Origin of the sequence: Pseudomonas sp. UBA2684 (genome assembly GCA_002354655.1) — a bacterium.
Lineage (GTDB): Bacteria > Pseudomonadota > Gammaproteobacteria > Pseudomonadales > Pseudomonadaceae > Aquipseudomonas.
Window position 1 is genome coordinate 109216 of record DELY01000001.1, and the last position, 25790, is coordinate 135005.

Annotated in this window: 22 protein-coding genes; 11 read left to right on the forward strand and 11 right to left on the reverse strand. The window is 62.5% G+C overall.

All coding sequences use genetic code 11. From position 1 onward, the window contains the following. Positions 1-191: 191 nt before the first annotated feature. The 7 genes from acs to argR all read left to right on the forward strand — a co-directional run bounded on the left by acs (position 192) and on the right by argR (position 8071). A complete protein-coding gene (acs, locus tag B3M58_RS00485; protein WP_296216570.1) occupies positions 192-2147 on the forward strand; it encodes an acetate--CoA ligase in 1956 nt (651 codons plus the stop codon). A gap of 522 nt (positions 2148-2669) precedes the next feature. Next, positions 2670-3449: an ABC transporter substrate-binding protein gene (locus B3M58_RS00490; RefSeq protein ID WP_296216571.1), complete on the forward strand. Its 780-nt coding sequence runs from the start codon at positions 2670-2672 to the stop codon at positions 3447-3449. Between the two features lie 117 nt (positions 3450-3566). Beyond that, positions 3567-4256, forward strand: coding sequence for an ABC transporter permease (locus B3M58_RS00495; RefSeq protein WP_296216572.1), 690 nt, complete (start codon positions 3567-3569; stop codon positions 4254-4256). Positions 4257-4272: 16 nt separating this feature from the next. Continuing rightward, a complete protein-coding gene (locus tag B3M58_RS00500; protein ID WP_296216574.1) occupies positions 4273-4971 on the forward strand; it encodes an ABC transporter permease in 699 nt (232 codons plus the stop codon). 10 nt (positions 4972-4981) lie between these two features. Then, positions 4982-6094: a succinylglutamate desuccinylase/aspartoacylase family protein gene (locus B3M58_RS00505; RefSeq protein WP_296216576.1), complete on the forward strand. Its 1113-nt coding sequence runs from the start codon at positions 4982-4984 to the stop codon at positions 6092-6094. An 18-nt stretch (positions 6095-6112) separates the two neighbouring features. Next, on the forward strand, positions 6113-6877 hold the full coding sequence (locus B3M58_RS00510; protein ID WP_296216577.1) for an ABC transporter ATP-binding protein: 765 nt from the start codon (positions 6113-6115) through the stop codon (positions 6875-6877). A gap of 213 nt (positions 6878-7090) precedes the next feature. Next, complete coding sequence (argR, locus tag B3M58_RS00515; RefSeq protein WP_296216578.1) at positions 7091-8071, forward strand: transcriptional regulator ArgR; 981 nt, start codon at positions 7091-7093, stop codon at positions 8069-8071. 107 nt (positions 8072-8178) lie between these two features. Here argR and B3M58_RS00520 read toward each other — a convergent pair whose 3' ends face one another. The 7 genes from B3M58_RS00520 to gcl all read right to left on the reverse strand — a co-directional run bounded on the left by B3M58_RS00520 (position 8179) and on the right by gcl (position 16760). Further along, positions 8179-9015 carry an ion transporter gene (locus tag B3M58_RS00520; RefSeq protein WP_296216581.1) on the reverse strand — a complete coding sequence of 279 codons (837 nt, stop codon included), beginning with the start codon at positions 9013-9015 and terminating at the stop codon, positions 8179-8181. Positions 9016-9153: 138 nt separating this feature from the next. Then, positions 9154-10059, reverse strand: a complete 906-nt coding sequence (locus B3M58_RS00525) for an urea transporter (RefSeq protein WP_296216582.1) — start codon at positions 10057-10059, stop codon at positions 9154-9156. Between the two features lie 136 nt (positions 10060-10195). Then, positions 10196-11611 carry a pyruvate kinase gene (gene pyk / locus B3M58_RS00530; RefSeq protein WP_296216583.1) on the reverse strand — a complete coding sequence of 472 codons (1416 nt, stop codon included), beginning with the start codon at positions 11609-11611 and terminating at the stop codon, positions 10196-10198. Between the two features lie 5 nt (positions 11612-11616). Then, positions 11617-12882: a glycerate kinase type-2 family protein gene (locus B3M58_RS00535; RefSeq protein WP_296216584.1), complete on the reverse strand. Its 1266-nt coding sequence runs from the start codon at positions 12880-12882 to the stop codon at positions 11617-11619. 228 nt (positions 12883-13110) lie between these two features. Next, complete coding sequence (locus B3M58_RS00540) at positions 13111-14001, reverse strand: 2-hydroxy-3-oxopropionate reductase (protein WP_296216586.1); 891 nt, start codon at positions 13999-14001, stop codon at positions 13111-13113. Positions 14002-14056: 55 nt separating this feature from the next. After that, positions 14057-14839, reverse strand: coding sequence for a hydroxypyruvate isomerase (gene hyi, locus B3M58_RS00545; RefSeq protein ID WP_296216588.1), 783 nt, complete (start codon positions 14837-14839; stop codon positions 14057-14059). 145 nt (positions 14840-14984) lie between these two features. Continuing rightward, the gene (gcl, locus tag B3M58_RS00550) at positions 14985-16760 is read right to left on the reverse strand and encodes a glyoxylate carboligase (protein WP_296216590.1); all 1776 of its coding nucleotides are present in this window, start codon (positions 16758-16760) and stop codon (positions 14985-14987) included. A gap of 316 nt (positions 16761-17076) precedes the next feature. On the opposite strand from gcl, the gene B3M58_RS00555 reads away from it, so the two are divergent. Next, positions 17077-17517 (forward strand): GlcG/HbpS family heme-binding protein, encoded by a 441-nt coding sequence (locus tag B3M58_RS00555; protein ID WP_296216592.1) that lies wholly within the window; start codon positions 17077-17079, stop codon positions 17515-17517. 177 nt (positions 17518-17694) lie between these two features. On the opposite strand, the gene B3M58_RS00560 is transcribed toward B3M58_RS00555, so the two are convergent. Then, complete coding sequence (locus B3M58_RS00560) at positions 17695-18339, reverse strand: TetR/AcrR family transcriptional regulator (protein ID WP_296216594.1); 645 nt, start codon at positions 18337-18339, stop codon at positions 17695-17697. A 222-nt stretch (positions 18340-18561) separates the two neighbouring features. Between B3M58_RS00560 and moaA the strand changes: the two genes are divergently transcribed. The 3 genes from moaA to B3M58_RS00575 all read left to right on the forward strand — a co-directional run bounded on the left by moaA (position 18562) and on the right by B3M58_RS00575 (position 21100). Further along, positions 18562-19557 carry a GTP 3',8-cyclase MoaA gene (gene moaA / locus B3M58_RS00565; protein ID WP_296216595.1) on the forward strand — a complete coding sequence of 332 codons (996 nt, stop codon included), beginning with the start codon at positions 18562-18564 and terminating at the stop codon, positions 19555-19557. A gap of 67 nt (positions 19558-19624) precedes the next feature. After that, complete coding sequence (locus B3M58_RS00570; RefSeq protein WP_296216598.1) at positions 19625-20446, forward strand: substrate-binding periplasmic protein; 822 nt, start codon at positions 19625-19627, stop codon at positions 20444-20446. Positions 20447-20650: 204 nt separating this feature from the next. After that, a complete protein-coding gene (locus tag B3M58_RS00575; RefSeq protein WP_296216600.1) occupies positions 20651-21100 on the forward strand; it encodes a PA2169 family four-helix-bundle protein in 450 nt (149 codons plus the stop codon). A gap of 226 nt (positions 21101-21326) precedes the next feature. Here the strand turns inward: B3M58_RS00575 and B3M58_RS00580 are convergent, their stop codons facing one another. The 3 genes from B3M58_RS00580 to B3M58_RS00590 form a co-directional block, all read right to left on the reverse strand. Further along, entirely contained in the window at positions 21327-22805 is a 1479-nt protein-coding gene (locus tag B3M58_RS00580) for an NCS1 family nucleobase:cation symporter-1 (protein ID WP_296216601.1), read from the reverse strand. 163 nt (positions 22806-22968) lie between these two features. After that, positions 22969-24330: an NCS1 family transporter gene (locus B3M58_RS00585; RefSeq protein ID WP_296216602.1), complete on the reverse strand. Its 1362-nt coding sequence runs from the start codon at positions 24328-24330 to the stop codon at positions 22969-22971. A 118-nt stretch (positions 24331-24448) separates the two neighbouring features. After that, complete coding sequence (locus B3M58_RS00590) at positions 24449-25186, reverse strand: aspartate/glutamate racemase family protein (RefSeq protein ID WP_296216604.1); 738 nt, start codon at positions 25184-25186, stop codon at positions 24449-24451. Positions 25187-25790: the final 604 nt, after the last annotated feature.

Consider the following 25790-nt stretch of genomic DNA (forward strand, 5'->3'; position numbering starts at 1 on the left):
GGCATCGGCGGCAACCGCGCAACGCCAGGCCAGCCACGCTTGCCTAGCCCATGCGCCACATAGCGGGGCAGCGTGCAGCCTGCGCAAGACTATCGTCGTAGAGCGGTAATACGATGGTCGAATGGCTCAAGGAGGGCCCTCTGGCTACAAAATGCACCATAGAACAACAACTACCCGCTGAGGTATTTCTAATGAGTGCTGCGTCCCTGTATCCCGTGCGCCCCGAGGTGGCGGCTCAATCGTTGACCGATGAGGCTACCTACAAAGCCATGTACCAGCAGTCGGTGATCAACCCCGACGGTTTCTGGCGCGAGCAGGCCCAGCGCCTCGATTGGATCAAACCGTTCAGCAAGGTCAAGCAGACCTCTTTCGACGACCACCACGTCGACATCAAGTGGTTTGCCGATGGCACCCTGAACGTCTCCTACAACTGCCTGGACCGTCACCTGGCAGAACGCGGCGACCAGGTGGCGATCATCTGGGAAGGCGACGACCCCTCCGAACATAAGCTCATCACTTACCGCGAACTGCACGAGCAAGTGTGCAAGTTCGCCAACGCCCTGCGCGGCCAGGACGTGCACCGTGGCGACGTGGTGACTATTTACATGCCGATGATTCCCGAGGCGGTGGTGGCGATGCTCGCCTGCACCCGTATCGGTGCGGTGCATTCGGTGGTGTTCGGCGGCTTCTCGCCGGAGGCCCTGGCTGGGCGCATCATCGACTGCCAATCCAAGGTGGTGATCACCGCCGACGAAGGCCTGCGCGGCGGCAAGAAAACCCCGCTGAAAGCCAACGTCGACGATGCCCTGACCAACCCAGAAACCAGCAGCATCCAGAAAGTCATCGTGTGCAAGCGCACCGGTTCGGCGATCAAGTGGAACCAGCATCGCGACATCTGGTACGAAGACCTGATGGCGGTCGCCGGAAGCGTCTGCGCGCCGAAGGAAATGGGCGCCGAAGAAGCGCTGTTTATCCTCTATACCTCCGGCTCCACCGGCAAGCCCAAGGGCGTGCAGCACACCACCGGCGGTTACCTGCTGTACGCCGCGCTGACCCACGAGCGGGTGTTCGACTACAAACCGGGCGATATCTACTGGTGCACCGCCGACGTCGGCTGGGTCACCGGCCACAGCTATATCGTCTACGGCCCGCTGGCCAATGGCGCGACCACCTTGCTGTTCGAAGGCGTGCCGAACTACCCGGACATCACCCGCGTGTCGAAGATCATCGACAAGCACAAGGTCAATATCCTCTACACCGCACCGACCGCGATCCGCGCCATGATGGCCCAGGGCGACGCAGCCGTGCAGGGCGCTGATGGCAAGAGCCTGCGCCTGCTCGGTTCGGTCGGCGAGCCGATCAACCCGGAAGCCTGGAACTGGTACCACAAGACGGTCGGCCAGGAGCGTTGCCCGATTGTCGACACCTGGTGGCAGACCGAAACCGGCGGCATCCTGATCAGTCCGCTGCCGGGCGCTACCGCGCTCAAGCCGGGTTCGGCAACCCGTCCGTTCTTCGGCGTGCAACCGGCGCTGGTGGATAACCTCGGCAACCTGATCGAGGGCGCCGCCGAAGGCAATCTGGTGATCATCGATTCCTGGCCGGGCCAGGCGCGCACCCTGTACGGCGACCACGACCGTTTCGTCGACACCTACTTCAAGACCTTCCGTGGCATGTACTTCACCGGCGACGGCGCGCGCCGCGACGAAGATGGCTACTACTGGATCACCGGCCGCGTCGATGACGTGCTCAACGTCTCCGGGCACCGTATGGGTACCGCCGAGATCGAAAGCGCCATGGTCGCCCACCCGAAAGTCGCCGAAGCGGCGGTGGTTGGCGTACCGCATGACCTCAAGGGGCAGGGCATTTATGTCTACGTCACCCTGAATGGCGGCGAAGAGCCTTCCGAGCAATTGCGCCTGGAGTTGAAAAACTGGGTGCGCAAGGAAATCGGCCCGATTGCCTCGCCGGACGTGATTCAGTGGGCCCCTGGCCTGCCGAAAACCCGCTCGGGCAAGATCATGCGCCGCATCCTGCGCAAGATCGCTACCGCCGAATACGATGCACTCGGCGACATCTCCACGCTGGCCGATCCTGGCGTGGTGCAGCACCTTATCGACACTCACCGCAGCATGCAGGCCGCTTAACCGCGCTCGGCAAGCAACGCCCCGCCCCGGCCACAAGCTAAGGCGGGGCGTTGTGCTTTTCGGCCCTGCCGCAGGCTGTTGGGCTGCGCTGTCACCCGCCGGTAACGTCGTGCGTTCGTTTGGGGTGTGCGGAAACGTTTTGCACCCGTTTGGCGCGTTCGCGCCGCTTGGGAACACAAGCAACAACCCGCCAAGGCCTATAAAGTAAGGGTCTTGCAAGATCAGGCGCAGTAATTGCTTTAATAACTGGTTATTTATTTGTCCTGTCTCTGCATGTTTGCCGGAGGCTGTCAATACGCCCGCCGTGCCCGTCCTGGGCTTTTGTAATTACTTGTCGCATTGAAGAAATATCGACTTCCGAGCTGTCGCTAGAATGCCGCTCACCCAGCCGGAGCCGCTTGTGGTCTGCGTGTTACGCGGAAAAGACGGCGACGTTCTCTACAATTCATGCATGGCTGGATGCATTCGCCCACACGCTCTCACTGCCAATCTAAAGCCATTCCCATTCGAAGGAGTCACAAGATGAAGAAGATTGCACTTCTCGGCGCACTGGCGCTATCCGTGCTGTCGCCGTTGGCCATGGCTGAAGAGGTCAAGCCTCTGCGTATCGGTATCGAAGCGGCGTACCCGCCGTTCGCCTACAAAACCCCGGAAGGCAACATCACTGGCTTCGATTACGACATCGGCAACGCCTTGTGCGAAGAGATGAAGGTCAAGTGTCAGTGGATTGAGCAAGAGTTCGACGGCCTGATCCCAGCCCTGAAAGTGCGCAAGTTCGACGCCGTGCTGTCGTCGATGACCATCACCGAAGACCGCCTGAAGTCCGTGGACTTCTCGAAGAAGTACTACCACACCCCGGCCAAGCTGGCGATGAAGGCTGGCAGCGTGGTCAACGACCCGCTGGTCGACCTCAAGGGCAAGAAAGTCGGCGTGCAGCGCGCGTCGATCTACGACCGTTACGCCACCGACGTGTTCGCCCCGGCTGGCGTTGAAGTGGTGCGTTACAGCTCGCAGAACGAAATCTTCCTCGACCTGGCTTCCGGTCGTCTGGATGCCACCATCGCCGACTCGGTGAACATCGACGATGGCTTCCTCAAGACCGACGCCGGCAAAGGCTTCGCTCTGGTCGGCCCGGATTTCAACGAGAAGAAGTACTTCGGTGAAGGCGCCGGGATCGCTGTGCGCAAAGGCGACACCGCCCTGGCCGACAAGATCACCGCGGCCATCGCCGGTATCCGTGCCAACGGCAAGTACCAGGAAGTGCAGGACAAGTACTTCGCCTTCGACGTCTACGGCGACTGATCGAGTAACGCGGTCGCTTTTCACTGAGAGTGGCGCAAACTGGCTGATGCAGGTTTTTGCGCCACTTTTTCGTTGTACTCCCGGCGCCTGCTGGCGCTCGTATGAGGTAACCAGAGCATGTTGAACGGCTACGGCTCGACCATCCTCGAAGGTGCCTGGCTCACCCTGATTCTCGCGCTTACCTCGATGGCGGTGGCGATTGTCCTGGGCCTGCTCGGCGCGGCATTTCGTTTGTCGCCGATCAAGTGGCTGGCGATTCTCGGCGAAACCTACGCCACGGTGATTCGCGGTATTCCCGATTTGGTGCTGATTTTGCTGATTTTCTATGGCGGTCAGGACATGGTGAACCGTGTGGCGCCGATGCTCGGGTATGACGAGTACATCGACATCAATCCGTTTGTCGCCGGGGTCTTCACCATGGGTTTCATCTTCGGCGCTTACCTGTCGGAAACCTTTCGCGGTGCCTTTATGGCGATCCCCAAAGGCCAGGCCGAGGCGGGTGCTGCCTATGGCATGAGCGGTATCAAGGTGTTCTTCCGCATCCTCGTGCCGCAGATGATTCGTTTCGCCATTCCCGGTTTCACCAACAACTGGTTGGTGCTGACCAAGGCGACCGCGTTGATTTCCGTGGTCGGCCTGCAAGACATGATGTTCAAGGCGAAAAGTGCGGCCGATGCCACCCGTGAACCGTTCACCTTTTATTTGGCGGTCGCAGCGCTCTATCTGGTGTTGACCAGCGTGTCCCTGCTGGCTCTGCGTTACCTGGAAAAACGCTACTCGGTCGGCACCAAAGCCGCCGATCTATAAGCAGGGGAATGCCGCCATGATTTTTGACTACACCGTGATCTGGGCAAACCTGCCGCTGTACTTGAACGGCGTGTTGTTGACCCTGAAGATTCTGCTGATTTCCCTGGCATTCGGCCTGGCCCTGGCGATTCCGCTGGGGCTGATGCGGGTGTCCAAATCGCCGCTGGTGAACTTCCCGGCCTGGCTCTACACCTACGTGATCCGCGGCACGCCGATGCTGGTGCAGCTGTTTCTGATCTATTACGGCCTGGCCCAGTTCGAGGCCGTACGTGCCAGCGTGCTGTGGCCGTACCTGTCCGACGCGACCTTCTGTGCCTGCCTGGCGTTTGCCATCAACACCAGTGCCTACAGTGCGGAAATCCTCGCCGGTAGCCTGAAGTCCACGCCGCATGGCGAGATCGAAGCGGCCAAGGCCATGGGCATGTCGCGCGCCAAGCTGTATCGCCGCATCCTGCTGCCGTCGGCCATGCGCCGGGCGTTGCCGCAGTACAGCAACGAGGTGATCATGATGCTGCACACCACCAGCCTGGCGTCGATTGTCACCCTGATCGACATCACCGGCGCGGCGCGCACCGTCAGCTCGCAGCACTACCTGCCGTTCGAGGCGTTTATCACCGCGGGTGTGCTCTATCTGTGCCTGACCTTCATCCTGGTGCGCCTGTTCAAACTGGCCGAGCGCCGTTGGCTGGCCTACCTGGCGCCGCGCAAGGCCTGAGGAGGCGAGCATGCAACGCATCGAGCACATCCTGCCCTGGAGCAGCCCCGGCACCGAACGGCGCCTGAGCGTGTTCCGCTTTGGCAGCGGGCCATGCAAGGCCTATATCCAGGCTTCGCTACACGCCGACGAGCTACCGGGTATGCGCGTGGCCGTGGAACTCAAGCGCCGCCTGCGCGAGCTGGAGGCCCAGGGTCGTCTGAGCGGGATGATCGAACTGGTGCCGGTGGCCAATCCGATCGGCCTGGCGCAGGTGTTCCAGGCGACCCATCAAGGGCGTTTCGAGTTTGCCAGCGGCAACAACTTCAACCGTGATTTTTTCGACCTGGCCGAGGCCATCGCGCCTGCGCTGAATGGCTGTCTGGGCGACGATGGCCCGGTCAATGTGCGCTTGATCCGCGCGGCCATGCAGGCGGCGCTGGAGTCTTTGCCGCCGGCCACGTCCGAACTGCAAGGGCTGCAACAGCTGCTGCTCAAGCACGCCTGCGATGCCGACGTGGTGCTCGACCTGCACTGCGATTTCGAAGCGGTGGTGCATTTGTATGCGTTGCCGCAGCACTGGCCGCAGCTGCGCCCGCTGGCCGCGCGGCTTGCTGCGGGGGCGGTGTTGACGGCCGAAGAGTCGGGCGGCAGCTCCTTCGACGAGTCCTGTTCGTTGCCCTGGTTGCGCCTGGCGCGTTGCTTCCCCGAGGCGAACATTCCGCTGGCCTGCCTGGCGACTACGGTCGAGTTGGGCGGCATGGCCGATACCGACAAGCCGCAGGCGGAAGCCCGCGCCGAAGGCATCCTGGCGTTTCTCGCCGAGCAGGGCCTGATCGCCGGTGATTGGCCGCCAGCCCCACAGGCCTGTTGCGAGGCGACGCCGTTCGAAGGTGCCGAATATGCTTACGCGCCGCATGCCGGGGTGGTGAGTTTTCTGCAACCGGTGGGCGCTCGCGTCAAGGCCGGCGATCCGCTGTTTGAGGTGATCGATCCGCTGGACGATCGCCACAGCACTGTCTGCGCTTCGACCGACGGTGTGCTCTACGTGCGTGAACGGATGCGTTTTGCCCAGCCCGGTCTGTGGCTGGCCAAGGTGGCCGGTCGTACCCCTATTCGCCAGGGTCGCTTGCTCAGCGACTGATTCAAGAGAGTGGAAATCATGTACAAACTTGAAGTTCAGGATCTGCACAAGCGCTACGGCAGTCACGAAGTGCTCAAGGGCGTGTCGCTCGCCGCCAAGGCCGGCGACGTGATCAGCATCATCGGCTCCAGCGGCTCGGGCAAAAGTACCTTCCTGCGTTGCATCAACCTGCTGGAACAGCCGCACGGCGGCCGGATTCTGCTCAACAACGAAGAGCTGAAGCTGGTGCCGAACAAGGAGGGCGCGCTCAAGGCCGCCGACCCCAAGCAGTTGCAGCGCATGCGCTCGCGCCTGGCCATGGTGTTCCAGCATTTCAACCTGTGGTCGCACATGAGCGCGCTGGAAAACGTCATGGAGGCGCCGGTGCATGTGCTCGGTATGGCCAAGGCCGAAGCCCGTGAAAAAGCCGAGCATTACCTGAACAAGGTCGGCGTGGCGCACCGCAAGGATGCCTATCCGGCGCACATGAGTGGCGGCGAGCAGCAGCGCGTGGCGATTGCCCGCGCGCTGGCGATGGAGCCGGAGGTGATGCTGTTCGACGAACCTACCTCGGCGCTCGACCCGGAACTGGTCGGCGAAGTGCTCAAGGTTATGCAGGATCTGGCCCTGGAAGGCCGTACCATGGTCGTCGTCACTCACGAGATGGGTTTCGCCCGTGAGGTCTCCAACCAGTTGGTGTTCCTCCACAAGGGCGTGGTCGAAGAGCGTGGGTGCCCGAAAGAGGTCTTGGTCAATCCGCAGTCCGAACGCCTGCAGCAGTTTCTTTCCGGTAGCCTTAAATAAAAGGCTATGTCCCAGTTACGTGTTGCAGGAGAAGCCGCGCTTTTGTGACAGCGGTCTGCATCAACAGTTAACGGGTACAGAGCCTTAAATAAGACCTGTTGTTCGTAGGAGCGGCCAAGCGCAATCGCCGGCATGGCCCGCTCCTACGGTGTTTGCTAACGCTTATCCGGGCGATATGCCCTTAAATGCCCACCAGAGCCTAAACTGCCCCACATGAATGCCCACCGAATCGGCTTCCTGCTTTGGCCCAACACCAAGCCTCTGACCTTGGCCTTGGCCGAGGAAGCCTTGCGCGTCGCCCAGCGTGTCCACCCTGAAGTGGTCTACGAACTGTCGTTCCTCCAGGCGGAAACGCCGACCGAGGGCGCGTGGCGTCTGCCGGGCGAGCCGTGGGCGGGTAAGTTGGAGGGCTGTCAGAGGCTCTTTCTGCTTGCCGATGAACCCCCTGGTGCGATGCTTCCGGCGCTGTCCAGTGCGCTCAAGCAACAGGTGCGTGCCGGCTGTGTGATCGGTGCGGTGGCGGCCGGGGTGTACCCCTTGGCACAACTCGGTTTGCTCGATGGTTACCGCGCGGCGGTGCACTGGCGCTGGCAGGACGACTTCACCGAGCGCTTCCCCAAAGTCATCGCTACCAGCCACTTGTTCGACTGGGACCGTGACCGCCTGACTGCCTGTGGCGGCCTGGCCGTGCTCGACCTGCTGTTGGCCCTGTTGGCCCGCGACCATGGCGCCGAACTGGCCGGTGCGGTGTCGGAAGAGCTGGTGGTCGAACGCATCCGCGAGGGCGGCGAGCGCCAGCGTATTCCGTTGCAGAACCGCCTGGGTTCCAGCCACCCGAAGCTGACCCAGGCGGTGCTGCTGATGGAGGCGAATATCGAAGAGCCACTGACCACCGACGAGATCGCCCAGCATGTCTGCGTGTCGCGTCGGCAGCTAGAGCGGATCTTCAAGCAGTACCTCAATCGCGTACCCAGCCAGTATTACCTGGAGCTGCGCCTGAACAAGGCCCGGCAACTGCTGATGCAGACCAGTAAGTCGATCATCCAGATCGGTCTATCCTGCGGCTTTTCCTCCGGCCCGCATTTCTCCAGCGCCTACCGCAACTTCTTCGGCGCCACCCCGCGCGAAGACCGTAACCAGCGGCGCAGCAATAGCCCGTTCGAGCTGACCTCGGCGCCGGTCGAGCGCGGCTGATACGTCAACCCTGGGGCTTTAAGCCTGGCCACTAGCGGCGCCGCAGCGGCGGACAAGCCTGCGGCATGTCTGCCCTACGAAGGGCGCTGTTTGTCTGAAGCCCTGCATCAGCGCTGATCGACCTGCCGTGGAAATAGCGGATTGCCGCAGCGGTTACAGAACGCCGCACCGTGCTCGTGGGTGTTTTTCGCGCAGCTGGGGCAGTCGTGCACCAACTGTTCGTTGCCGCGCATGGCGGTGGCCAGCTCGGCGGTGAAGATGCCGGTGGGCACGGCGATGATCGAGTAACCGGTGATCATCACCAGAGTCGACAGCGCCTGGCCCAGCGGGGTTTGCGGGACGATATCGCCGAAGCCGACGGTGGTCAGGGTCACCACCGCCCAGTAGATGCCCTTGGGAATGCTGGTGAAGCCATGCACGGGGCCTTCGATCACGTACATCAGGGTGCCGAACACCGTCACCAGAATGGCGATGCAGGCGAAGAACACGATGATTTTCTGTTTACTGCCGCGCAGCGCGGTGAGCAGAAAGTTGGCCTGGCGCAGGTAAGGGCTGAGCTTGAGCACGCGAAACACCCGCAGCATGCGGATCACCCGGATGATCAGCAGGTATTGCGCGTCCGGGTAGAGCAGGGCGAGCAGGCCGGGGAGGATCGCCAGCAGGTCGATCAACCCGTAGAAGCTGAAGGCATAGCGCAGCGGCTTGGGCGAGCAGTACAGGCGCACCAGGTATTCCACGGCGAACAGCGCGGTGAAGCCCCACTCCAGACCGGCCAGTAATCCGCCGTATTGGCTGTGGACGTCGTCGATGCTGTCGAGCATCACCACGATCAGGCTGGCCAGGATGGTCAGCAGCAGATAACGATCGAAGCGCTGCCCGGCTGGGGTGTCGGTCTGGAAGATGATGACGTACAGGCGCTGGCGCCAGTCGTGTGAGTTATCCATGCGGATTTTGTGTGCTCCCGTGGGCCTGCTGTGCGCGCCAGCCTAGCAGACCGTTGAAAACGCCGTATCGGTAAGGCAGGTAGTTTTTCAACGGCCTGCTAGGGAGTTTGGCCGGGGGGATGCAAGCGCATTAGCGCATTAGCGCATCGGCGCGCAATCCGCCGCCGCGCGGCGTAACAGGCGTTGGCTGGCTTGGATCAGCCAGCAGGCCAGAATGAATGGCATGCTCAGCGCTGGCAGACCAACGGCAGTGAAGCCAGGCTGCAAGAGCAGGGCAAGCACAATCCCCAGCAACGCTACCCACGCTTGGCGATGCACTTGGCTCAAGGCAATTGCCGCCAGCGCCGCGTTATAGCCATACAGCCCGGCCAGCGCGCTGTGCTGGGCCCAGCCCTGGTGGAGCGCCAGGCTCAAGCCGCCCGCCGAGCCGAGCAGCGCCCACAGCGCGGCGCGGCGATTGGCCAGGCACAAGCCGAGCAGCAGGCACAGCCCGGCCAGCGGTGCTTCGAGAAAAATCACTTGGCCCAGCCCGCGTGCCAGGGCCAGCAGTGCGCTGAACCAGCCGATGCTGGGGAGTGCGGCCTCTGCAATCGGCTGCGGTTGTAACTGCAAGGGCGGCGCCAGCCACAGCAGCAACCAGCTCAGGGCCACGAACGGGAAGGTAAACGCGGGCAGCCAGTGACGTTCGCGCATGCGCTGCATCCAGGGTGCCAGCAGCAGGCTGGACAGCCCGGCGCTGACGATGATCAGCAACGGAATGAGCGGCGACCAGCTGAAGTGCAGGCTGATCAGCAGACCGAGGAGGATACCGTTGTAGCCATACAGGCCGCTGTCGATATCGGCCTTGGTGTAGCCGCGTCGTTGCGCCACCAGCATGCTGCTGAGCCCGCCGAGCAGGGCGCCGCCGAGCAGATCCGGCGCGCCGACCAGAATCGCCAGGACGATCAGCAACCCGCAGCCGGCGTGCGCCTGCAGGAAGATCTGGCTGAAACCATGCAGCAAGGCGCGAAAGCCGTGCAGGGCGTGATGGGGCAGTGGCGGCATACGGGCTCGGGGTGAAAAACCAGGCGCTGGCGACAGCGACGGTGGGTTACGCGGCGCTCCGTTGTCGTGCTCGACTTGGCGGACGCTGTTCCGCGCCGCTAACCCACCTAGGCAAGGACGCGCCCGCTGTTACCGCTCAATACAGCGTTTCGATGCGCAGGCTGTTGGTGCTGCCGGGCTGGCCGAAGGGTTCGCCAGCGGTGATCACCACGGTGTCGCCGCGCTTGGCCATGCCTTGCGCCTGGGCGATTTCCAGGGCGGTGCTGGTGACCTCTTCGACCTGGTGCAGGCGTTCGTTGACCACCGAGTAGATGCCCCAGGCCACGCTCAGGCGCCGCGCGGTATTCAGGCTTGGGGTCAGGCTGAGAATCGGCGCCTTCGGCCGCTCACGCGAGGCGCGCAGGCTGGAGCTGCCGGATTCCGTGTAGTTGACCAGTGCCGCCACCGGCAGGATCGCGCTGATGCGGCGGATTGCGCAGCTGATCGCATCCGAGGCCGTGGCTTCGGCCTGCGGACGGCTGACGTCGAGCTGGCTCTGGAAGTCCGGACCGTTTTCCACCTGGCGGATGATCTTGCTCATCATCTGCACGGTTTCCAGCGGGTAATCGCCGGAGGCGGTTTCCGCCGAGAGCATCACCGCGTCGGTGCCTTCGGCCACGGCGTTGGCCACGTCGGTGACCTCGGCGCGGGTTGGCGCGGGCGAGAAGCGCATGGATTCGAGCATCTGCGTGGCCACCACCACCGGTTTACCGAGTTGGCGGCAGGTGCGGATGATGTCTCGCTGGATGCGCGGCACGTTTTCCGCCGGCACTTCCACGCCCAGGTCGCCACGGGCGACCATGATCGCGTCGCACAGGCGGGCGATGGCTTCGAGGTGCTGCACGGCCGAGGGTTTCTCGATCTTGGCCATCAGAAAGGCGCGATCACCGATCAGCTCGCGGGCTTCGACGATGTCCTCGGGGCGCTGCACGAACGACAGCGCCACCCAGTCCACGCCCAGATCCAGGCCGAAGGTCAGGTCGCGGCGGTCCTTCTCGGTCAGCGGGCTCAGTTGCAGCAGCGCTTCCGGCACGTTGACGCCCTTGCGGTCGGACAGTTCGCCACCGGCAATCACCTGGGTGTCGATGGCCGTGCCGTGCTTGGCGGTCACTTGCAGGCGCAGGCGGCCGTCGTCGAGCAGCAGGCTCATGCCCGGTTGCAGCGCTTCGATGATTTCCGGGTGCGGCAGGTTGACCCGCTGGGCATCGCCCGGGGTGCTGTCGAGGTCCAGACGGAAGGCCTGGCCACGGCTCAGGTTGACCTTGCCGTCGGCGAAGCGGCCAACCCGCAGCTTCGGCCCTTGCAGGTCCATGAGGATGCCGATGGGGGTGTTCAGTTGCTGTTCCACTTCGCGTACCCAGTTGTAGCGCTGGGCGTGGTCGGCGTGTTCGCCGTGGCTGAAGTTGAGACGGAACAGGTTGACCCCGGCTTCCACCAATTGGCGGATGTCAGCGACGCCTGTAACGGCCGGGCCGAGGGTGGCGAGAATCTTTACTTTCTTGTCTGGGGTCATGGCAGTTATTTCTCAAGAATCAGAATGGCGCGGAAGTCGTTGACGTTGGTACGCGTCGGCCCGGTGACGATCAGTTCGTCGAGGGCGGCGAAGTAGCCATAGCCGTTGTTGTTGTCCAGTTCGTCGCGGGCCGAGAGGCCCTGCAAACCGGCGCGGGCGTAGCTGTAGGGGGTCATGATGGCGCCGGCGTTGTCTTCCGAGCCGTCGATGCCGTCGGTGTCGCCAGCCAGGGCGTAGACCCCGGCGAGGCCTTTGAGGCTCTCGGTGAGGCTGAGCAGGAATTCCGCATTGCGCCCGCCACGGCCGTTGCCGCGCACGGTGACGGTGGTTTCGCCGCCGGAGAGGATGACGCAGGGCGGCCGGATCGGCTGGCCGTGCAGCAGCACTTGTTTGGCGATGCCGGCATGTACCTTGGCCACCTCGCGCGATTCGCCTTCCAGATCGCCGAGGATCAGCGTGGCGAAGCCGGCGGCGCGGGCTTTGGCGGCGGCGGCGTCGAGGGCCTGCTGCGGCGTGGCGATCAGCTGGAAGTGGCTGCGCGCCAGGCATGGGTCGCCGGGCTTGACGGTTTCCGAGCGCGGGTCGTGCAGCCAGGCGTGCACGTTGGCCGGGATGTCGATGCTGTAGCGGGCGAGGATCGCCAGCGCCTCGGCCGAGGTGGTCGGGTCGGCCACGGTCGGGCCGGAGGCAATCACCGTGGCTTCGTCGCCCGGCACGTCGGAAATCGCGTAGGTGTAGACGCTGGCCGGCCAGCAGGCCTTGGCCAGACGGCCGCCCTTGATCGCCGAGAGGTGCTTGCGCACGCAGTTCATCTCGCCGATCGACGCGCCCGACTTGAGCAGCGCCTTGTTGATCGCCTGCTTGTCCTTGAGGCTGATGCCGGCGGCCGGCAGGGCGAGCAGGGAAGAGCCGCCGCCGGAGAGCAGGAAGAGCACCCGGTCGGCTTCGCTGAGGCCGCTGACCAGTTCCAGCACGCGGCGCGCCACGCGTTCGCCGGCATCATCCGGCACCGGGTGGGCGGCTTCGACCACTTCGATCTTGCGGCAGTTGGCGCCGTGCTCGTAGCGGGTGACCACCAGGCCGGAGACCTCGCCTTGCCATTCGCGTTCGATCACCTCGGCCATCGCCGCGGCGGCCTTGCCGGCGCCGATGACGATGACCCGACCGCTGCGATCTTCCGGCAGGTAGTCAGCCAACACCTGGCGCGGATGGGCGGCGTCGATGGCGCTGGCGAACAGCTCACGCAGCAGGCTTTGCGGGTCGATAGACATGGCGATCTCTCTTGTTATGGCTGGAACAACGTCGGTTCTAGTGCGCAGCATCCTGGGGCAAGACGCTGTGCACTAGAATCGACCCACCCGGCAGGCAGGCCGTGACACCGCCTGCCGGGAGGTCGAAAGGGGGGGTAGGATGGGTTGAGCTTGCGATACCCATCAGGGCGGGCATGGCTTGGCTCGATGGGTATCGCTGCGCTCAACCCATCCTACGGGAGTGACGCGTCACTCCCCACGGATATTGAAGTTGGCCATATGTTCCAGGCCCTTGATCAACGCCGAGTGGTCCCAGCCGCTGCCGCCGATGGCCGCGCAGGTGCTGAACACTTGCTGGGCGTTGGCGGTGTTGGGCAGGTTGAGGCCCAGCTCGCGCGCGCCGGCCAGGGCCAGGTTGAGGTCTTTCTGGTGCAGGCTGATACGGAAGCCTGGGTCGAAGGTGCCCTTGATCATGCGCTCGCCGTGCACTTCAAGGATCTTCGAACCGGCGAAACCGCCCATCAGCGCTTCACGCACCTTGGCTGGGTCGGCGCCGTTCTTCGCGGCGAACAGCAGGGCTTCGGCCACCGCCTGGATGTTCAGGGCGACGATGATCTGGTTGGCGACCTTGGCGGTCTGGCCGTCGCCGCTGCCGCCGACGCGGGTGATGTTCTTGCCCATGGCCTGGAACAGCGGCAGCGCGCGTTCGAAGGCATTCGGGCAACCGCCGATCATGATCGACAGGGTCGCGGCCTTGGCACCGACTTCACCGCCGGATACCGGCGCGTCAAGGTAGGCAGCGCCAGTGGCTTTGATCTTCTCGGCGAAGACTTTGGTCGCGGTCGGCGAGATCGAGCTCATGTCGATCACTACCTTGCCGGCGCCAACACCTTCGGCGACGCCGTCCTTGCGGAACAGCACGTCTTCAACCTGCGGGGTATCCGGCACCATGATGATGATGAATTCGGCTTCCTGCGCCACTTCGCGCGGGTTGGCCAGGCCGATGCCGTTGTCGCCCAACAGGTCGGCCGGGGCCTTGTCGAAGTGCTCGGAGAAGAACAGGGTGTGCCCGGCTTTTTGCAGGTTCTGCGCCATAGGCTTGCCCATGATGCCGGTGCCGATAAATCCGATTTTTGCCATGAGAAAATCCTCTTGTAATTAGTACGTCAGGCTTCTACAGGGAAAGCGAGCGGGGTCAGATGACGTTATGGGTTTTCAGCCAGCCGAGGCCGGCAGCGGTGGTGGTGGCTGGCTTGTATTCGCAGCCGATCCAGCCCTGGTAGCCGATGCGGTCCAGGTGCTCGAAGAGGAAGCGGTAGTTGATCTCGCCAGTGCCCGGCTCGTTGCGGCCCGGGTTGTCGGCCAGCTGCACATGGTTGATCACGGTGAGGTTGGCCTCGACGGTACGCGCCAGGTCACCTTCCATGATTTGCATGTGGTAGATGTCGTATTGCAGGTACAGGTTGCTGCTGGCGACCTTCTCGCGAATGGCCAGGGCCTGCTTCGTGGTGTTCAGGTAGAAGCCGGGGATGTCGCGGGTGTTGATCATTTCCATGACCAACTTGATGCCCGCGGCTTCGAGCTTTTCGGCGGCAAACTTGAGGTTGTCGACAAAGGTCTGCTCGACGGTGGCGCAATCCAGACCCTGCGGGCGGATACCGGCCAGGCAGTTGATCTGCTGGTTGCCCAGCACCTTGGCGTAGGCGATGGCCTGGTCGACACCGGCGCGGAATTCTTCAACGCGGTCGGGGTGGCAGGCGATACCGCGCTCGCCCTTGGCCCAATCGCCGGCCGGCAGGTTGAACAGCACCTGCTCAAGCTGGTTGGCATCCAGGCGCGCCTTGATCACTTCAGCGGCGAAGTCGTAGGGGAAGAGGTATTCGACACCGCTGAAACCGGCGGCAGCGGCGGCGTCGAAACGCTCCAGAAAGTCCACTTCGGTGAACAGCATGGACAGGTTGGCGGCAAAACGGGGCATATAAGCCTCCTCTGATCTAGCTACCTCTCCCCTCGGGAAAGGGCTGGGGTGAGGGCAGCAGCAATTGGGTCGAGACGAAGACTGCGTGCTTCACACAGCCCTCACCCCCGGCCCCTCTCCCAGTGGGAGAGGGGAGCAAAGCGCATCAATCCAGCAGCGAGATCGCAGTCGGTGCGTCGGCGCCGCGCTCGGCGAGTTCTTCGAACTCGTTGACCGCATTGATCTCGACACCCATGGAGATGTTGGTGACCCGCTCCAGGATGACCTCGACCACTACCGGCACGCGGTGCTCGGTCATCAGGCGCTGGGCCTCGGCGAAGGCGGCTTGCAGGTTGTTGGCGTCGAGTACGCGGATGGCCTTGCAACCCAGGCCTTCCACCACGGCAACGTGGTCGACGCCGTAACCGTTGAGCTCCGGTGCGTTGATGTTCTCGAAGGCCAACTGCACGCAGTAGTCCATCTCGAAACCGCGCTGCGCCTGACGGATCAGACCCAGGTAGGAGTTGTTCACCAGCACGTGGATGTACGGCAGGTTGAACTGCGCACCGACCGCCAGCTCCTCGATCATGAACTGGAAGTCATAGTCGCCCGACAGCGCCACCACGGAACGGCTCGGATCGGCCTTGACCACGCCAAGGGCCGCCGGAATGGTCCAGCCCAGTGGGCCTGCCTGGCCACAGTTGATCCAGTGACGCGGCTTGTAGACGTGGAGGAACTGCGCGCCGGCAATCTGCGACAGACCGATGGTGCTGACGTAGCAGGTGTCCTTGCCGAAGAACTCGTTCATCTCTTCGTAGACGCGCTGCGGCTTGACCGGCACGTTGTCGAAGTGAGTCTTGCGTTGCAGGGTGCGCTTGCGCTCACGGCAGGATTCGACCCAGGCACTGCGGTCTTTCAGCTTGCCAGCGGCTTTCCACTCGCGGGCTACTTCGAGGAACGCGTCCAGGGCGGCGCCGGCGTCGGAGACGATGCCCAGGTCCGGGTTGAACACGCGGCCGATTTGCGTCGGCTCGATGTCGACGTGGATGAACTTGCGACCTGCGGTGTACACATCGACGCTGCCGGTGTGGCGGTTGGCCCAACGGTTACCGATGCCGAATACCAGGTCGGATTCCAACAGGGTGGCGTTGCCGTAGCGGTGCGAGGTCTGCAAGCCGACCATGCCGACCATCAGTTTGTGATCGTCCGGGATCGCGCCCCAGCCCATCAGGGTTGGCACAACCGGTACGCCGGTCAGTTCGGCGAATTCCACCAGCTTGTCTGACGCGTCGGCGTTGAAGATGCCGCCACCGGCAACCAGCAGCGGGCGCTCGGCGTCGTTGAGCAGGGCAATGGCTTTCTCCGCCTGCACGCGGTTGGCCGCTGGCTTGGCCAGGGGCAGCGGTTCGTAGGCGTCGATGTCGAATTCGATCTCGGCCATCTGCACGTCGAACGGCAGGTCGATCAGCACCGGGCCTGGACGGCCGCTGCGCATTTCATAGAAGGCTTTCTGGAAGGCACGTGGCACTTGGCCCGGCTCCATCACGGTGGTCGCCCACTTGGTCACCGGCTTGACGATGCTGGTGATGTCGACGGCCTGGAAGTCTTCCTTGTGCATACGCGCACGCGGCGCTTGGCCGGTGATGCACAGAATCGGGATGGAGTCGGCCGATGCCGAGTACAGGCCGGTGACCATGTCGGTGCCAGCCGGGCCGGAGGTGCCGATGCACACGCCGATGTTGCCGGCGTTGGTGCGGGTGTAACCCTCAGCCATGTGCGAGGCACCTTCGACGTGGCGAGCCAGGACGTGGTCGATACCGCCGACTTTCTTCAGTGCAGCGTACAGCGGGTTGATGGCGGCGCCGGGGATGCCGAACGCAGTGTCAACGCCTTCGCGGCGCATCACCAGTACGGCGGCCTCGATTGCTCTCATTTTGGCCATTGTCTTGTGCCTCTTTTGTTATCAGATTGTATACAAAACAGCTGTGACGGATTCTATTCAGCTCATGACTTCGTGGTCAACAAATTTTCTGCGGCGGGTTGCGCTCAGCAGAAAATCTTTTAAAACGCCTGTTTGAGCCATGCTGCGCGAATGCCAAGGCGGGCTGCTTGGTTTTATGTATACAAAACAATTTTCTATTGTATCTATCTATTGTGTTTTTTGTTTCTAGTGGGATAGTTGGGGCGAGCTTTGGATTGCCTCTGCGGGTTTCCCGCGAGGCGTTTCGTTCGACTTATTTCATTTGGAAGGGCAGCACATGAACGCATTGAACCTGCAACTGGCCACCACCTTGAGCAATCGCGCGCTGGCGGTTGGCCGGGAAATCTCAGCGGCGCCGCTGACCGTCGCGGTACTGGATGCCGGTGGTCACTTGATCAGCCTGCAACGTGAAGACGGTGCCAGCCTGTTGCGTCCGCAGATCGCCATCGGCAAGGCATGGGGCGCGCTGGCGCTGGGCAAGGGCTCACGCCTGATCGCCGCCGACGCGCAGCAGCGTCCGGCGTTTATCGGCGCGGTGAACAACCTGGCGGCCGGCAACCTGGTGCCGGCGCCGGGTGGCGTGCTGATCCGCGATGAGCGCGGCGAGGTGATCGGCGCCATCGGCATCACCGGCGACACCTCGGACATCGACGAGCAGTGCGCAGTCAGCGCGGTGGAAGCGGTTGGGCTTAAGGCGGATGCGGGTATCGCCGCCTGAGCATGCGCGGCTTGTGGGAGGGGCTTCAGCCGCGACTGTAACGATTAACAACTCGCCGCTAAAGCGCCTCCCACAGGTCTGTTGTATGTGAAACAGAAATAAAAAACGGTGAATGCTTTGCGGCATTCACCGTTTTTTATTGCAGCCGTTTATTCCGGGCCTGGCGGACAAGCAGGCTTACGCGCTAGTGACCTGCTCGGACGGGCTGGGCACGTTTTCGTCGATCTCGCAGCCCTTGATTACCAGACGGATGATGGTCTGGGCCGCGGCTTCGTAGTCGTCGTCGCTGAGGCTGGCCTTGCCGGTGACGGTGGCGATCTGCCAATCGAAATCGGCGTAGGTCTGGGTCGCGGCCCAGATGCTGAACATCAGGTGGTGCGGATCGACGGTGGCCATCAAGCCCTGGTCGATCCAGCGCTGGATGCAGGAGATGTTGTGCTTGGCCTGGGCGTTGAGCTGCTCGGTTTGCTCGGCGGAGAGGTGCGGCGCACCGTGCATGATCTCGCTGGCGAACACTTTGGAGGCGAACGGCAACTCACGGGAGATGCGAATCTTCGAGCGGATATAGGCCCTTAGCACTTCGGCTGGATTACCGGGCTGATTGAACGGCGCGGAGGCGGCGAGCAGCGGTTCGATGATGCTTTCCAGCACCTCGCGGTAGAGGTTTTCTTTCGACTTGAAGTAGTAGTAGACGTTGGGTTTGGGCAGGCCGGCCTTGGCGGCGATGTCACTGGTTTTGCTCGCGGCAAACCCCTTGTCGGCGAACTCTTCACTGGCCGCGCGCAAGATCAGCTCTTTGTTGCGCTCGCGAATACTGGTCATAAGCCTCTATACATTCTTGTGCCACCCGGCGCCGGGCTAGCGGTCGGGCATGGTAGCACCGGCCTCGCGACGGCCTCAAGCTGGCGCCCCGTGGGGCTGTGAGCAGATAACTGACTCCGCAGTCAATTTATTGTATACAGGATTTGGTTTTTCTGTTTCTATCTGCTCCTCTGCGGTTCACAACAAAAACGTCCCGGCTCCTTGAGCACCTGGAGACCCGCTGTGCACAACGCCTCGCTGGTCGACCCCTTCGGTCGGCGCATCACTTACTTGCGGTTGTCGGTCACCGATCGCTGCGATTTTCGCTGCACCTACTGCATGAGCGAGGACATGCTCTTCGCCCCGCGCCAGCAGATCCTCAGCCTGGAAGAGCTCTATAGCGTGGCCGATGCCTTTATCGGTCTGGGCGTCAAACGCATCCGCATTACCGGTGGCGAACCGCTGGTGCGCAAGAACCTCTTGAGCCTGTTGGCGCGCCTGGGCAGCCGCCCCGAGCTTGAGGACCTGGCCATCACCACCAACGGTTCGCAACTGGCCGAACTGGCTCCGCAACTGCGCGCGGCTGGGGTCAAGCGCCTGAATATCAGCCTCGACTCCTTGCGGCGCGAACGCTTTGCCGCCTTTACCCGGCGCGACCGACTCGACCAGGTACTGGCCGGTATCGAGGCGGCGCGCGCGGCGGGTTTCAGCCGGATCAAGCTGAACAGCGTGGTGCAGAAAGGCCGCAACGACGACGAGGTGCTCGATCTGCTCGAGTTCGCCATCGAGCGCGATCTGGACATCAGCTTTATCGAAGAAATGCCGCTGGGCAGCATCTCCAGTCACCAGCGGCAAGAGACGTTCTGCACCAGCGATGAGGTGCGCCAGCGCCTCGAACAACGTTATCGCCTGGTGCGCAGCAGCAAGCAGACCGGTGGCCCGTCGCGTTACTGGCAGGTGGTGGGGAGCGCGACGCAGGTGGGCTTTATCTCGCCGCACAGCCACAACTTCTGCGGCGACTGCAACCGCGTGCGGGTCACCGCCGAGGGCAAACTGGTGCTGTGTCTGGGGCACGAAAACGCCCTCGACCTGAAAGGCCTGCTGCGCGCCCATCCGGGCGATGGCCAGCGCTTGCGCGAGGCGCTGCTGGGCGCGTTGCAGCTTAAGCCGGAACGGCATCACTTCCAGGCGGATAGCCAGGTTCAGGTCGTGCGCTTCATGAGCATGACCGGCGGCTGACTGGGCGCGCCGCCGCTGGCGGGCCATCAGCATTCAATTCGATCGACGACTCACCAGGAGGGTTGCTGTGAAGCTTGCGCGCGTCTGCAGTCTGTTCGCCGTTGTATGTGCCTCGGGCGCCAGTGCCGAGAGCTATGTCATCGGTGTGGAAAATCTTGCCTTTGCGCCGCACTACAGCGTCGATAAGCAGGGGCAGTATCAGGGGTTTGCCCGTGAGCTGTTCGACCGCTTCGCCGCCCACAGCGGGGTGCAGCTCAGTTATAAGGCGCTGCCGGTGGAGCAACTGTTACCGGCGCTGTTAGCGGGGCAGATCGATTTCAAATACCCGGACAGCGCCACTTGGGCGCAGACGCAGAAAGCCGGCAAGGGCTTGAGCTATAGCCAGGGCGTGGTCAATTACGTGGATGGCGTGCTGGTCGCCCCGCAGCGCCAGGGGCAACCGCTCGAACGGCTCAAGCGCCTGGCCATGGTCAATGGCTGGACCCCGTGGGGGTATCAGGCGCGTATCGATGCGCAGCAGATTCAACTGACCTACAGCGACGATCTGCGGCAGATGATCCGCCAGGCGCTGAAGAAGGACACCGACGGCGCCTACTTCAACGTGGTGGTCGCCACGCATTACCTCGACAACATTCGCGCGCGGCCTGGCGCCTTGGTATTCGATGCCAAATTACCGCACACCCGCGGCACCTTTCATTTGTCCACGCGCAAGCATGCGGCGCTGCTACAGCGCTTCGACCGCTTTCTCCTCGAACAGCAGGCCGAGGTGGCGGCGCTGAAAGGTAAATATCAGGTCGAGGCCAACCTGGATTCGGAGTTCATGGGCCTGGAGCAGTGGAAGGTCGACTACCTCAAGCGCCGCCAGAGCCGAGACGCCAGCGGCGGTTGAGGCCGTGGCCCGAGCTGCCGTGGTGTTCCGCGACGAACGGTTGCAGCTCCGCGTAGATCAGGCCTGTAGACGGCTGCTTGGTCTCGGTTCGCGTGGCAACCTGACAGTTTTTCTGAACCTTCGCGCACCGCAGGCCGTCCACTCACCTGAGCGGCCAAGCTGCAACCTTGGCTTATACCGATGGACTGATATGAGGAATTCGAAATGGATAACCAAGAAGCGATTTCGGTACTTAACGACCTGATTGAAACCAGCAAAGATGGTGAAAAAGGTTTTCGTGAGTGCGCCGAAGACGTCAAAAGCACTCAGCTCAAGACGCTGTTCAACCGCCGTGCGCTGGAGTGCGCGGCCGCTGCCAACGAGCTTCAGCAGCAGGTTCGCAGCCTGGGCGGCGACCCGCAAACCCGCTCCAGTGTGTCCGCTGCCTTGCACCGTGGCTGGATCGACTTGAAGAGCGTGATCACCGGCAAAGACGATGAAGCCATTCTCAATGAGTGTGAGCGTGGCGAAGATGTGGCCCTGAAGAACTACAAGGTGGCGCTGAAGAAAAACTTGCCGGCGAATGTGCGCAGTCTTGTCGAGAAGCAACTGCAAGGCGTGCAGCGTAACCATGACCAGGTGAAATCCCTGCGCGATGTGGCGCGCGCCAGCTGATTACACACAGTTAACGGGTGCAGAGCCTTTTTCTTGGTTCTTTATCTTTATATGAACAGTCAGGCTTTTGCAGGAGCGGTCTTGACCGCGAGCTGTTCAGGTCACGCATCAAGGCAGCCCGCAGCGCTCGCGGCCAAGGCCCTTCCTGCCTAGCCCGCGTACGTCTCCTGTGTCCTGCCGCCCGCGTGGACCTTGAGCCGCCGCGGGCAAACTGTGCGCCGCGGTTTCAGTTGCGCGAGCCGAGTGCCGCTGTTGTGCTTTTGCCGGCGCACTGCTTGCGCATCAGCAGGTAGTGGAACAGCGCGCCGAGCATGGCGCCGAAGATCCACGAGTAACCCGACAGGCTGCTGAGACCCGGCATCCACACCGAGGCGACGGAGAACAGCGAGGCAATGCCGAAGGCGATCATCGCCTTGCGATTCCAGCCGCCGTCGTAATAGTAGGTCGAGCCGGCTTCGGCGCTGAACAGGTCTTGCAGGTTGAGCTGTTGCTTACGCACCAGGTAGTAGTCGGCGACGATGATGCCGTACAGCGGAGCCAGTACCGCGCCGAGGGTGTCGACGAAGGCGGCGATGCCGACGTTGCTGATAAAGGACACCCACAACGCGCCAATGAAGAAGGCAATCGCCGCGGTGATGAAGCCGCCGGTGCGCGCGCTGATATGCGCCGGTGCCAGGTTGGCGATGTCATAGGCCGGTGGGATGAAGTTGGCCACCAGGTTGATGCCGACCGTGGCGGCAAAGAAGGTCAGGGCGGCGATGATGGTCAGGGTCAGGTTGTCCACCCGGGCGACGATGTCGGTCGGGTTGGTCAGGGTTTCGCCGAACACCACCACGGTGCCGGCGGTAATCACCAGGGCGATCAGCGAGAAGATCGCCAGACTCACCGGCAGGCCGAGAAAGTTGCCGGCCGTCATCTGCTTTTCGCTTTTCACGAAGCGCGCGAAGTCGCCGTAGTTGATCACCACGGCGGCGAAGTAGGCGACCATGGTGCCGACCACGGCAATAAAGGCGGCGACCGGACCTGCCGCGTACTCACCCGTGCCCCGGAAGATGCTGCCCAGCTCGCTGAGCAGGCTCGGCCCGGCCTGGTACCAGATCATCAGCATCAGCGCGATCATCACCAGATAGACCAATGGCCCGGCCCAGTTGAGGAATTTGGTGATCCAGTCGATGCCGCGAATGAACAGCGCAACCTGGAACACGCAGACGATGACGTAGGACACCCAGCCCACGGCGGTCATGCCGAGGAAGGTGGCGCCCGCACCGGCCGGGTTATCCATTAGCGAGTTGATCAGCAGGGCCACGGCGGTGGAGGCGAAATAGGTTTGCACGCCGTACCAGAAAATGGCCACGATCCCGCGCACCACGGCGGGGAAGTTGGCGCCGCGTACCCCCATGCTGGCGCGCGCCATGACCGGGAACGGAATGCCGTACTTGACGCTGGGTTTGCCGGTCAGTTGCACCAGAAACATCACGATAAAACCCGCCAGGATGATCCCCGCCAGCACGGCCCAGCCGCTGAGGCCGTAGGAGATGAACAGGGTGGCGGCGAGGGTGTAGCCGAACAGGCTCTGGATGTCGTTGGACCAGACATTGAAAATCTCGAACCAGCCCCATTTGCGTTTATCCGGCGACAAGGGCGCCAAGTCTTCGTTGTGCAACGAGGTATCGATTTGCTGGATACGAAAGTCATCGGTGGACATGGGCTGCTCCTTAATCTTGTGGTGCCGCGGGATGCTCCGGGGCTCTTTCAGTCAGATTAGCCGGGCGCCGCTGCGCAAGGATTCTGCGGCGCCTGATTCCAGCAGGGCGCCGAGCGTCGTCGACGGCCCTGCTGCCCCGGCGCGGGGCCGGGGCAGCGTTCGCTTATTCGCTGAAACGCTTGCAGGGTGCCCAGTGGCGCATCAGTAGGTAGTAGCTCAGGCCGGCCGGGATCAGGCTGGCGTACCAGGACACGGCGGGGAAGCAGAGGGCGACCGCGGCACCGAGCAACGAGGCGATGATCGCCGCGTAGTTCACTCCGCGATACGGGCCGTTCTCGTCATACAGCTTGCGCAGGTCCAGCGTGCGCCGGCGCAGGATGAAGTAGTCCACCACCAGCACAGCAAAGATCGGGCCGAGGAACGCCGAGTAGGTCTGTACGAAAATCTGCAAGCCAGCGGAGGACTCTGCCTTGACCAGCTCCCAGGGGAAGGTGCAGAAGGCCAGGAGGCCGACGATCACCGTGGCGGTACGAAAGCGCAGCTTGAACACGTCCATCAGGATGTAGGTCGGCGGCACTACGTTGTTCAACACGTTGGTGGTGACTTGGGCGAAGGCGATGAACAGCAGGGTGGCGATCAGCAGCGGCGTATTGTCGACGGCGCTGGAGAACACCTGAATCGGGTCGGAGGCCCCGGTCGCACCGGAGACCATCAGGCCGATCAGGCCCATGAACAGGGTGCAGGGCAGGATCGACATGGCGTAGATGGTGGTCAGCAGGCTGGGGCCGGTGCCTTTCTCCAGTTCGCGCGAGTAGTCGCTGACGTTGAGCATCATGGTGCTGTAGATACCCAGGAAGAGCATGGTCGCCCCCCAGAACGGCAGGCCCCAGGTGCCCTCGATATTCACCAGGTTGGTGGTGATCTCATCGCCATAGCGGTTGATCACGCTGTAGAACATGTACACCAGAGAGGCGAGGATGAAGGCGCTGCCGATGTTTTCCAGCCACTTGATGCCCTGGAAGCCGAACATCGACAGGCCGATCTGCAAGAACTGGAAGACCACGAAGTAAAACACCAAGTTGTCGAAGCCGAGCAGGGTGATCGACACCGCGTTCAGGGCGCCGGCGCCGATCCAACTCTGGAAACCGTACCAGACGATGGCGGGCACCGCCCGGACCAGGCCGGGGAAGCGCGTGCCGGTGAAGCCGAAGGCACTGCGTGCCTGAACCATGAAGGGAATGCCGTACTTGTAGCCGGCGGCACCGTTGAAGGCCAGGGCGATGCCGATGACGAAGCAGCTGATGGCGATGGCCAGGGTTGCTTGCAGCAGGTTGAGGGTGCCGACGATGCTGGAACCCATGGCGAAGGTGCCGATCGATACGCAGCCGCCGAACCAGGCCAGCAGGTAGGAGGTGCGTCCCATGATGCGGTGTTTCTGTGGGGCCAGGGATTCTTCGCCGGCGGCCTTGGTTGCTTCAGGCGCGGAATGGCTCATGGCCTGCGCGGTGGCATCTTTCGTGTGCATGGTGTGAACCTCGGTGCTGGGGCGCGCACTGCAGTCCCCGATTTTGTTGTTGTGTAGTGACCTGAGTCCGTATGGCTATTTCGTCCAGCTGCTTCTGGTGTGGCTAGCGCTCCTGCGCTCAGTCGGCTTGCGACAGGTAATCGAACTGTCCGGTGAAGGTCTTGCTGCGGGGGAAGTCGAGGTCGCCGAACTTGCTGGTACCCAAGCCCAGGCTGACCAACGATTCGGCCAGCTTCACCGCCGCGGTGACGCCCTCGACCACGGGCAAGCCAACCGCGTCGCGGATCTGCGGGGTCAGGTCGGCCATCCCGCCACAGCCCAGGACGATGGCGCCGATGCCGTCCTCGCGCTTGGCTCGAAGGCACTCGTCGATGATGCGTTGCAGGGCCTGGTCGCCACTGTCTTCGAGGTCGAGTACTGGGATCTCGGCGGCGCGCACCCGCCGGCAGTGGTGGGCGAAGCCGTAGTTCTGCAACAGGTGCTCGGCAATGATGCCGGTGCGACCAAGGGTGGTGACGATGGAGAAGCGCGTGCTGATCAGCGTGGCCATGTGGAAGGCCGCTTCGGCGATACCGATCACTGGCGCGCGGGTCAGTTCGCGGGCGGCCAACAGGCCTGGGTCGCCGAAGCAGGCGATGATGTAGGCATCGGTGTGTTCGCGCTCCCCGGCACGAACTTCCTCGAGCACGCCGACTGCGCTGATGGCTTCGTCGAAATGGCTCTCGATCGATACCGGACCGCTGCGTGGGTTGCTCGCGACGATTCGCGTATCCGCGGCGGCAATACGCGCGGCGGCCTCGCCGATCTTGTCGGTCATGCTGGCGGTGGTATTGGGGTTGATGACACGAATTTTCATGTGGATCTCCCGATTTATTTTTGGTGTACAACTTTGTACACAAAAATATTTGCTCTGGAAATCACTTTGTCGACGAATTGTCGCAAATTCATGCTTTTTTGTGTTCAAAAACTTGACATTTAGGTCAGGTTACTGGCTGTAAAAAGCCGTTGGAGCGCTCAGGCCTGAGCTTTTCGTACTCATGCGGCGTTTTTTGGCGAGCCTGTCGTCCCGGTTCGCCTTAAGTCGGTTTTTTGTACCCAATAAGTGTCCTGCTCGCCCATCCGGGTGTCGCCGGCAGTCACGCAAAAGGTTGAAATGTCCCACCGCGGCGCGACTGCGCGGGCAGCGGGTAATCAAGAAAAAGGTCATGACCCAATTGCCTGTTGCATGCGCAGTCAGGCTTTTGTGGGAGCGCTCGTTGACCACGAAGCGCGCTCAAGGCCGGCGCAAAGCACGCGCAGCCAAGGCCCCGGCTACCCTGCCAGCGCACGGCGCCTGTGGGCAGATTTGTCGGCTAAAATCGTCGAAAATTGACTATTTTGCGGTTAAAGCGCGATGAAGTGCTGGGGGCAGCGACAGGTAATGGATGCGGCGGCAAGAAAAAGGCTATGTCCCAGTGACG

Excerpts from the sequence above, each read along its gene's own strand:
- acs (WP_296216570.1), top strand. The coding sequence starts at position 192 with ATGAGTGCTGCGTCCCTGTATCCCGTGCGCCCCGAGGTGGCGGCTCAA.
- B3M58_RS00490 (WP_296216571.1), top strand. The coding sequence starts at position 2,670 with ATGAAGAAGATTGCACTTCTCGGCGCACTGGCGCTATCCGTGCTGTCG.
- B3M58_RS00495 (WP_296216572.1), top strand. The coding sequence starts at position 3,567 with ATGTTGAACGGCTACGGCTCGACCATCCTCGAAGGTGCCTGGCTCACC.
- B3M58_RS00500 (WP_296216574.1), top strand. The coding sequence starts at position 4,273 with ATGATTTTTGACTACACCGTGATCTGGGCAAACCTGCCGCTGTACTTG.
- B3M58_RS00505 (WP_296216576.1), top strand. The coding sequence starts at position 4,982 with ATGCAACGCATCGAGCACATCCTGCCCTGGAGCAGCCCCGGCACCGAA.
- B3M58_RS00510 (WP_296216577.1), top strand. The coding sequence starts at position 6,113 with ATGTACAAACTTGAAGTTCAGGATCTGCACAAGCGCTACGGCAGTCAC.
- argR (WP_296216578.1), top strand. The coding sequence starts at position 7,091 with ATGAATGCCCACCGAATCGGCTTCCTGCTTTGGCCCAACACCAAGCCT.
- B3M58_RS00520 (WP_296216581.1), bottom strand. The coding sequence starts at position 9,015 with ATGGATAACTCACACGACTGGCGCCAGCGCCTGTACGTCATCATCTTC.
- B3M58_RS00525 (WP_296216582.1), bottom strand. The coding sequence starts at position 10,059 with ATGCCGCCACTGCCCCATCACGCCCTGCACGGCTTTCGCGCCTTGCTG.
- pyk (WP_296216583.1), bottom strand. The coding sequence starts at position 11,611 with ATGACCCCAGACAAGAAAGTAAAGATTCTCGCCACCCTCGGCCCGGCC.
- B3M58_RS00535 (WP_296216584.1), bottom strand. The coding sequence starts at position 12,882 with ATGTCTATCGACCCGCAAAGCCTGCTGCGTGAGCTGTTCGCCAGCGCC.
- B3M58_RS00540 (WP_296216586.1), bottom strand. The coding sequence starts at position 14,001 with ATGGCAAAAATCGGATTTATCGGCACCGGCATCATGGGCAAGCCTATG.
- hyi (WP_296216588.1), bottom strand. The coding sequence starts at position 14,839 with ATGCCCCGTTTTGCCGCCAACCTGTCCATGCTGTTCACCGAAGTGGAC.
- gcl (WP_296216590.1), bottom strand. The coding sequence starts at position 16,760 with ATGGCCAAAATGAGAGCAATCGAGGCCGCCGTACTGGTGATGCGCCGC.
- B3M58_RS00555 (WP_296216592.1), top strand. The coding sequence starts at position 17,077 with ATGAACGCATTGAACCTGCAACTGGCCACCACCTTGAGCAATCGCGCG.
- B3M58_RS00560 (WP_296216594.1), bottom strand. The coding sequence starts at position 18,339 with ATGACCAGTATTCGCGAGCGCAACAAAGAGCTGATCTTGCGCGCGGCC.
- B3M58_RS00575 (WP_296216600.1), top strand. The coding sequence starts at position 20,651 with ATGGATAACCAAGAAGCGATTTCGGTACTTAACGACCTGATTGAAACC.
- B3M58_RS00580 (WP_296216601.1), bottom strand. The coding sequence starts at position 22,805 with ATGTCCACCGATGACTTTCGTATCCAGCAAATCGATACCTCGTTGCAC.
- B3M58_RS00585 (WP_296216602.1), bottom strand. The coding sequence starts at position 24,330 with ATGCACACGAAAGATGCCACCGCGCAGGCCATGAGCCATTCCGCGCCT.
- B3M58_RS00590 (WP_296216604.1), bottom strand. The coding sequence starts at position 25,186 with ATGAAAATTCGTGTCATCAACCCCAATACCACCGCCAGCATGACCGAC.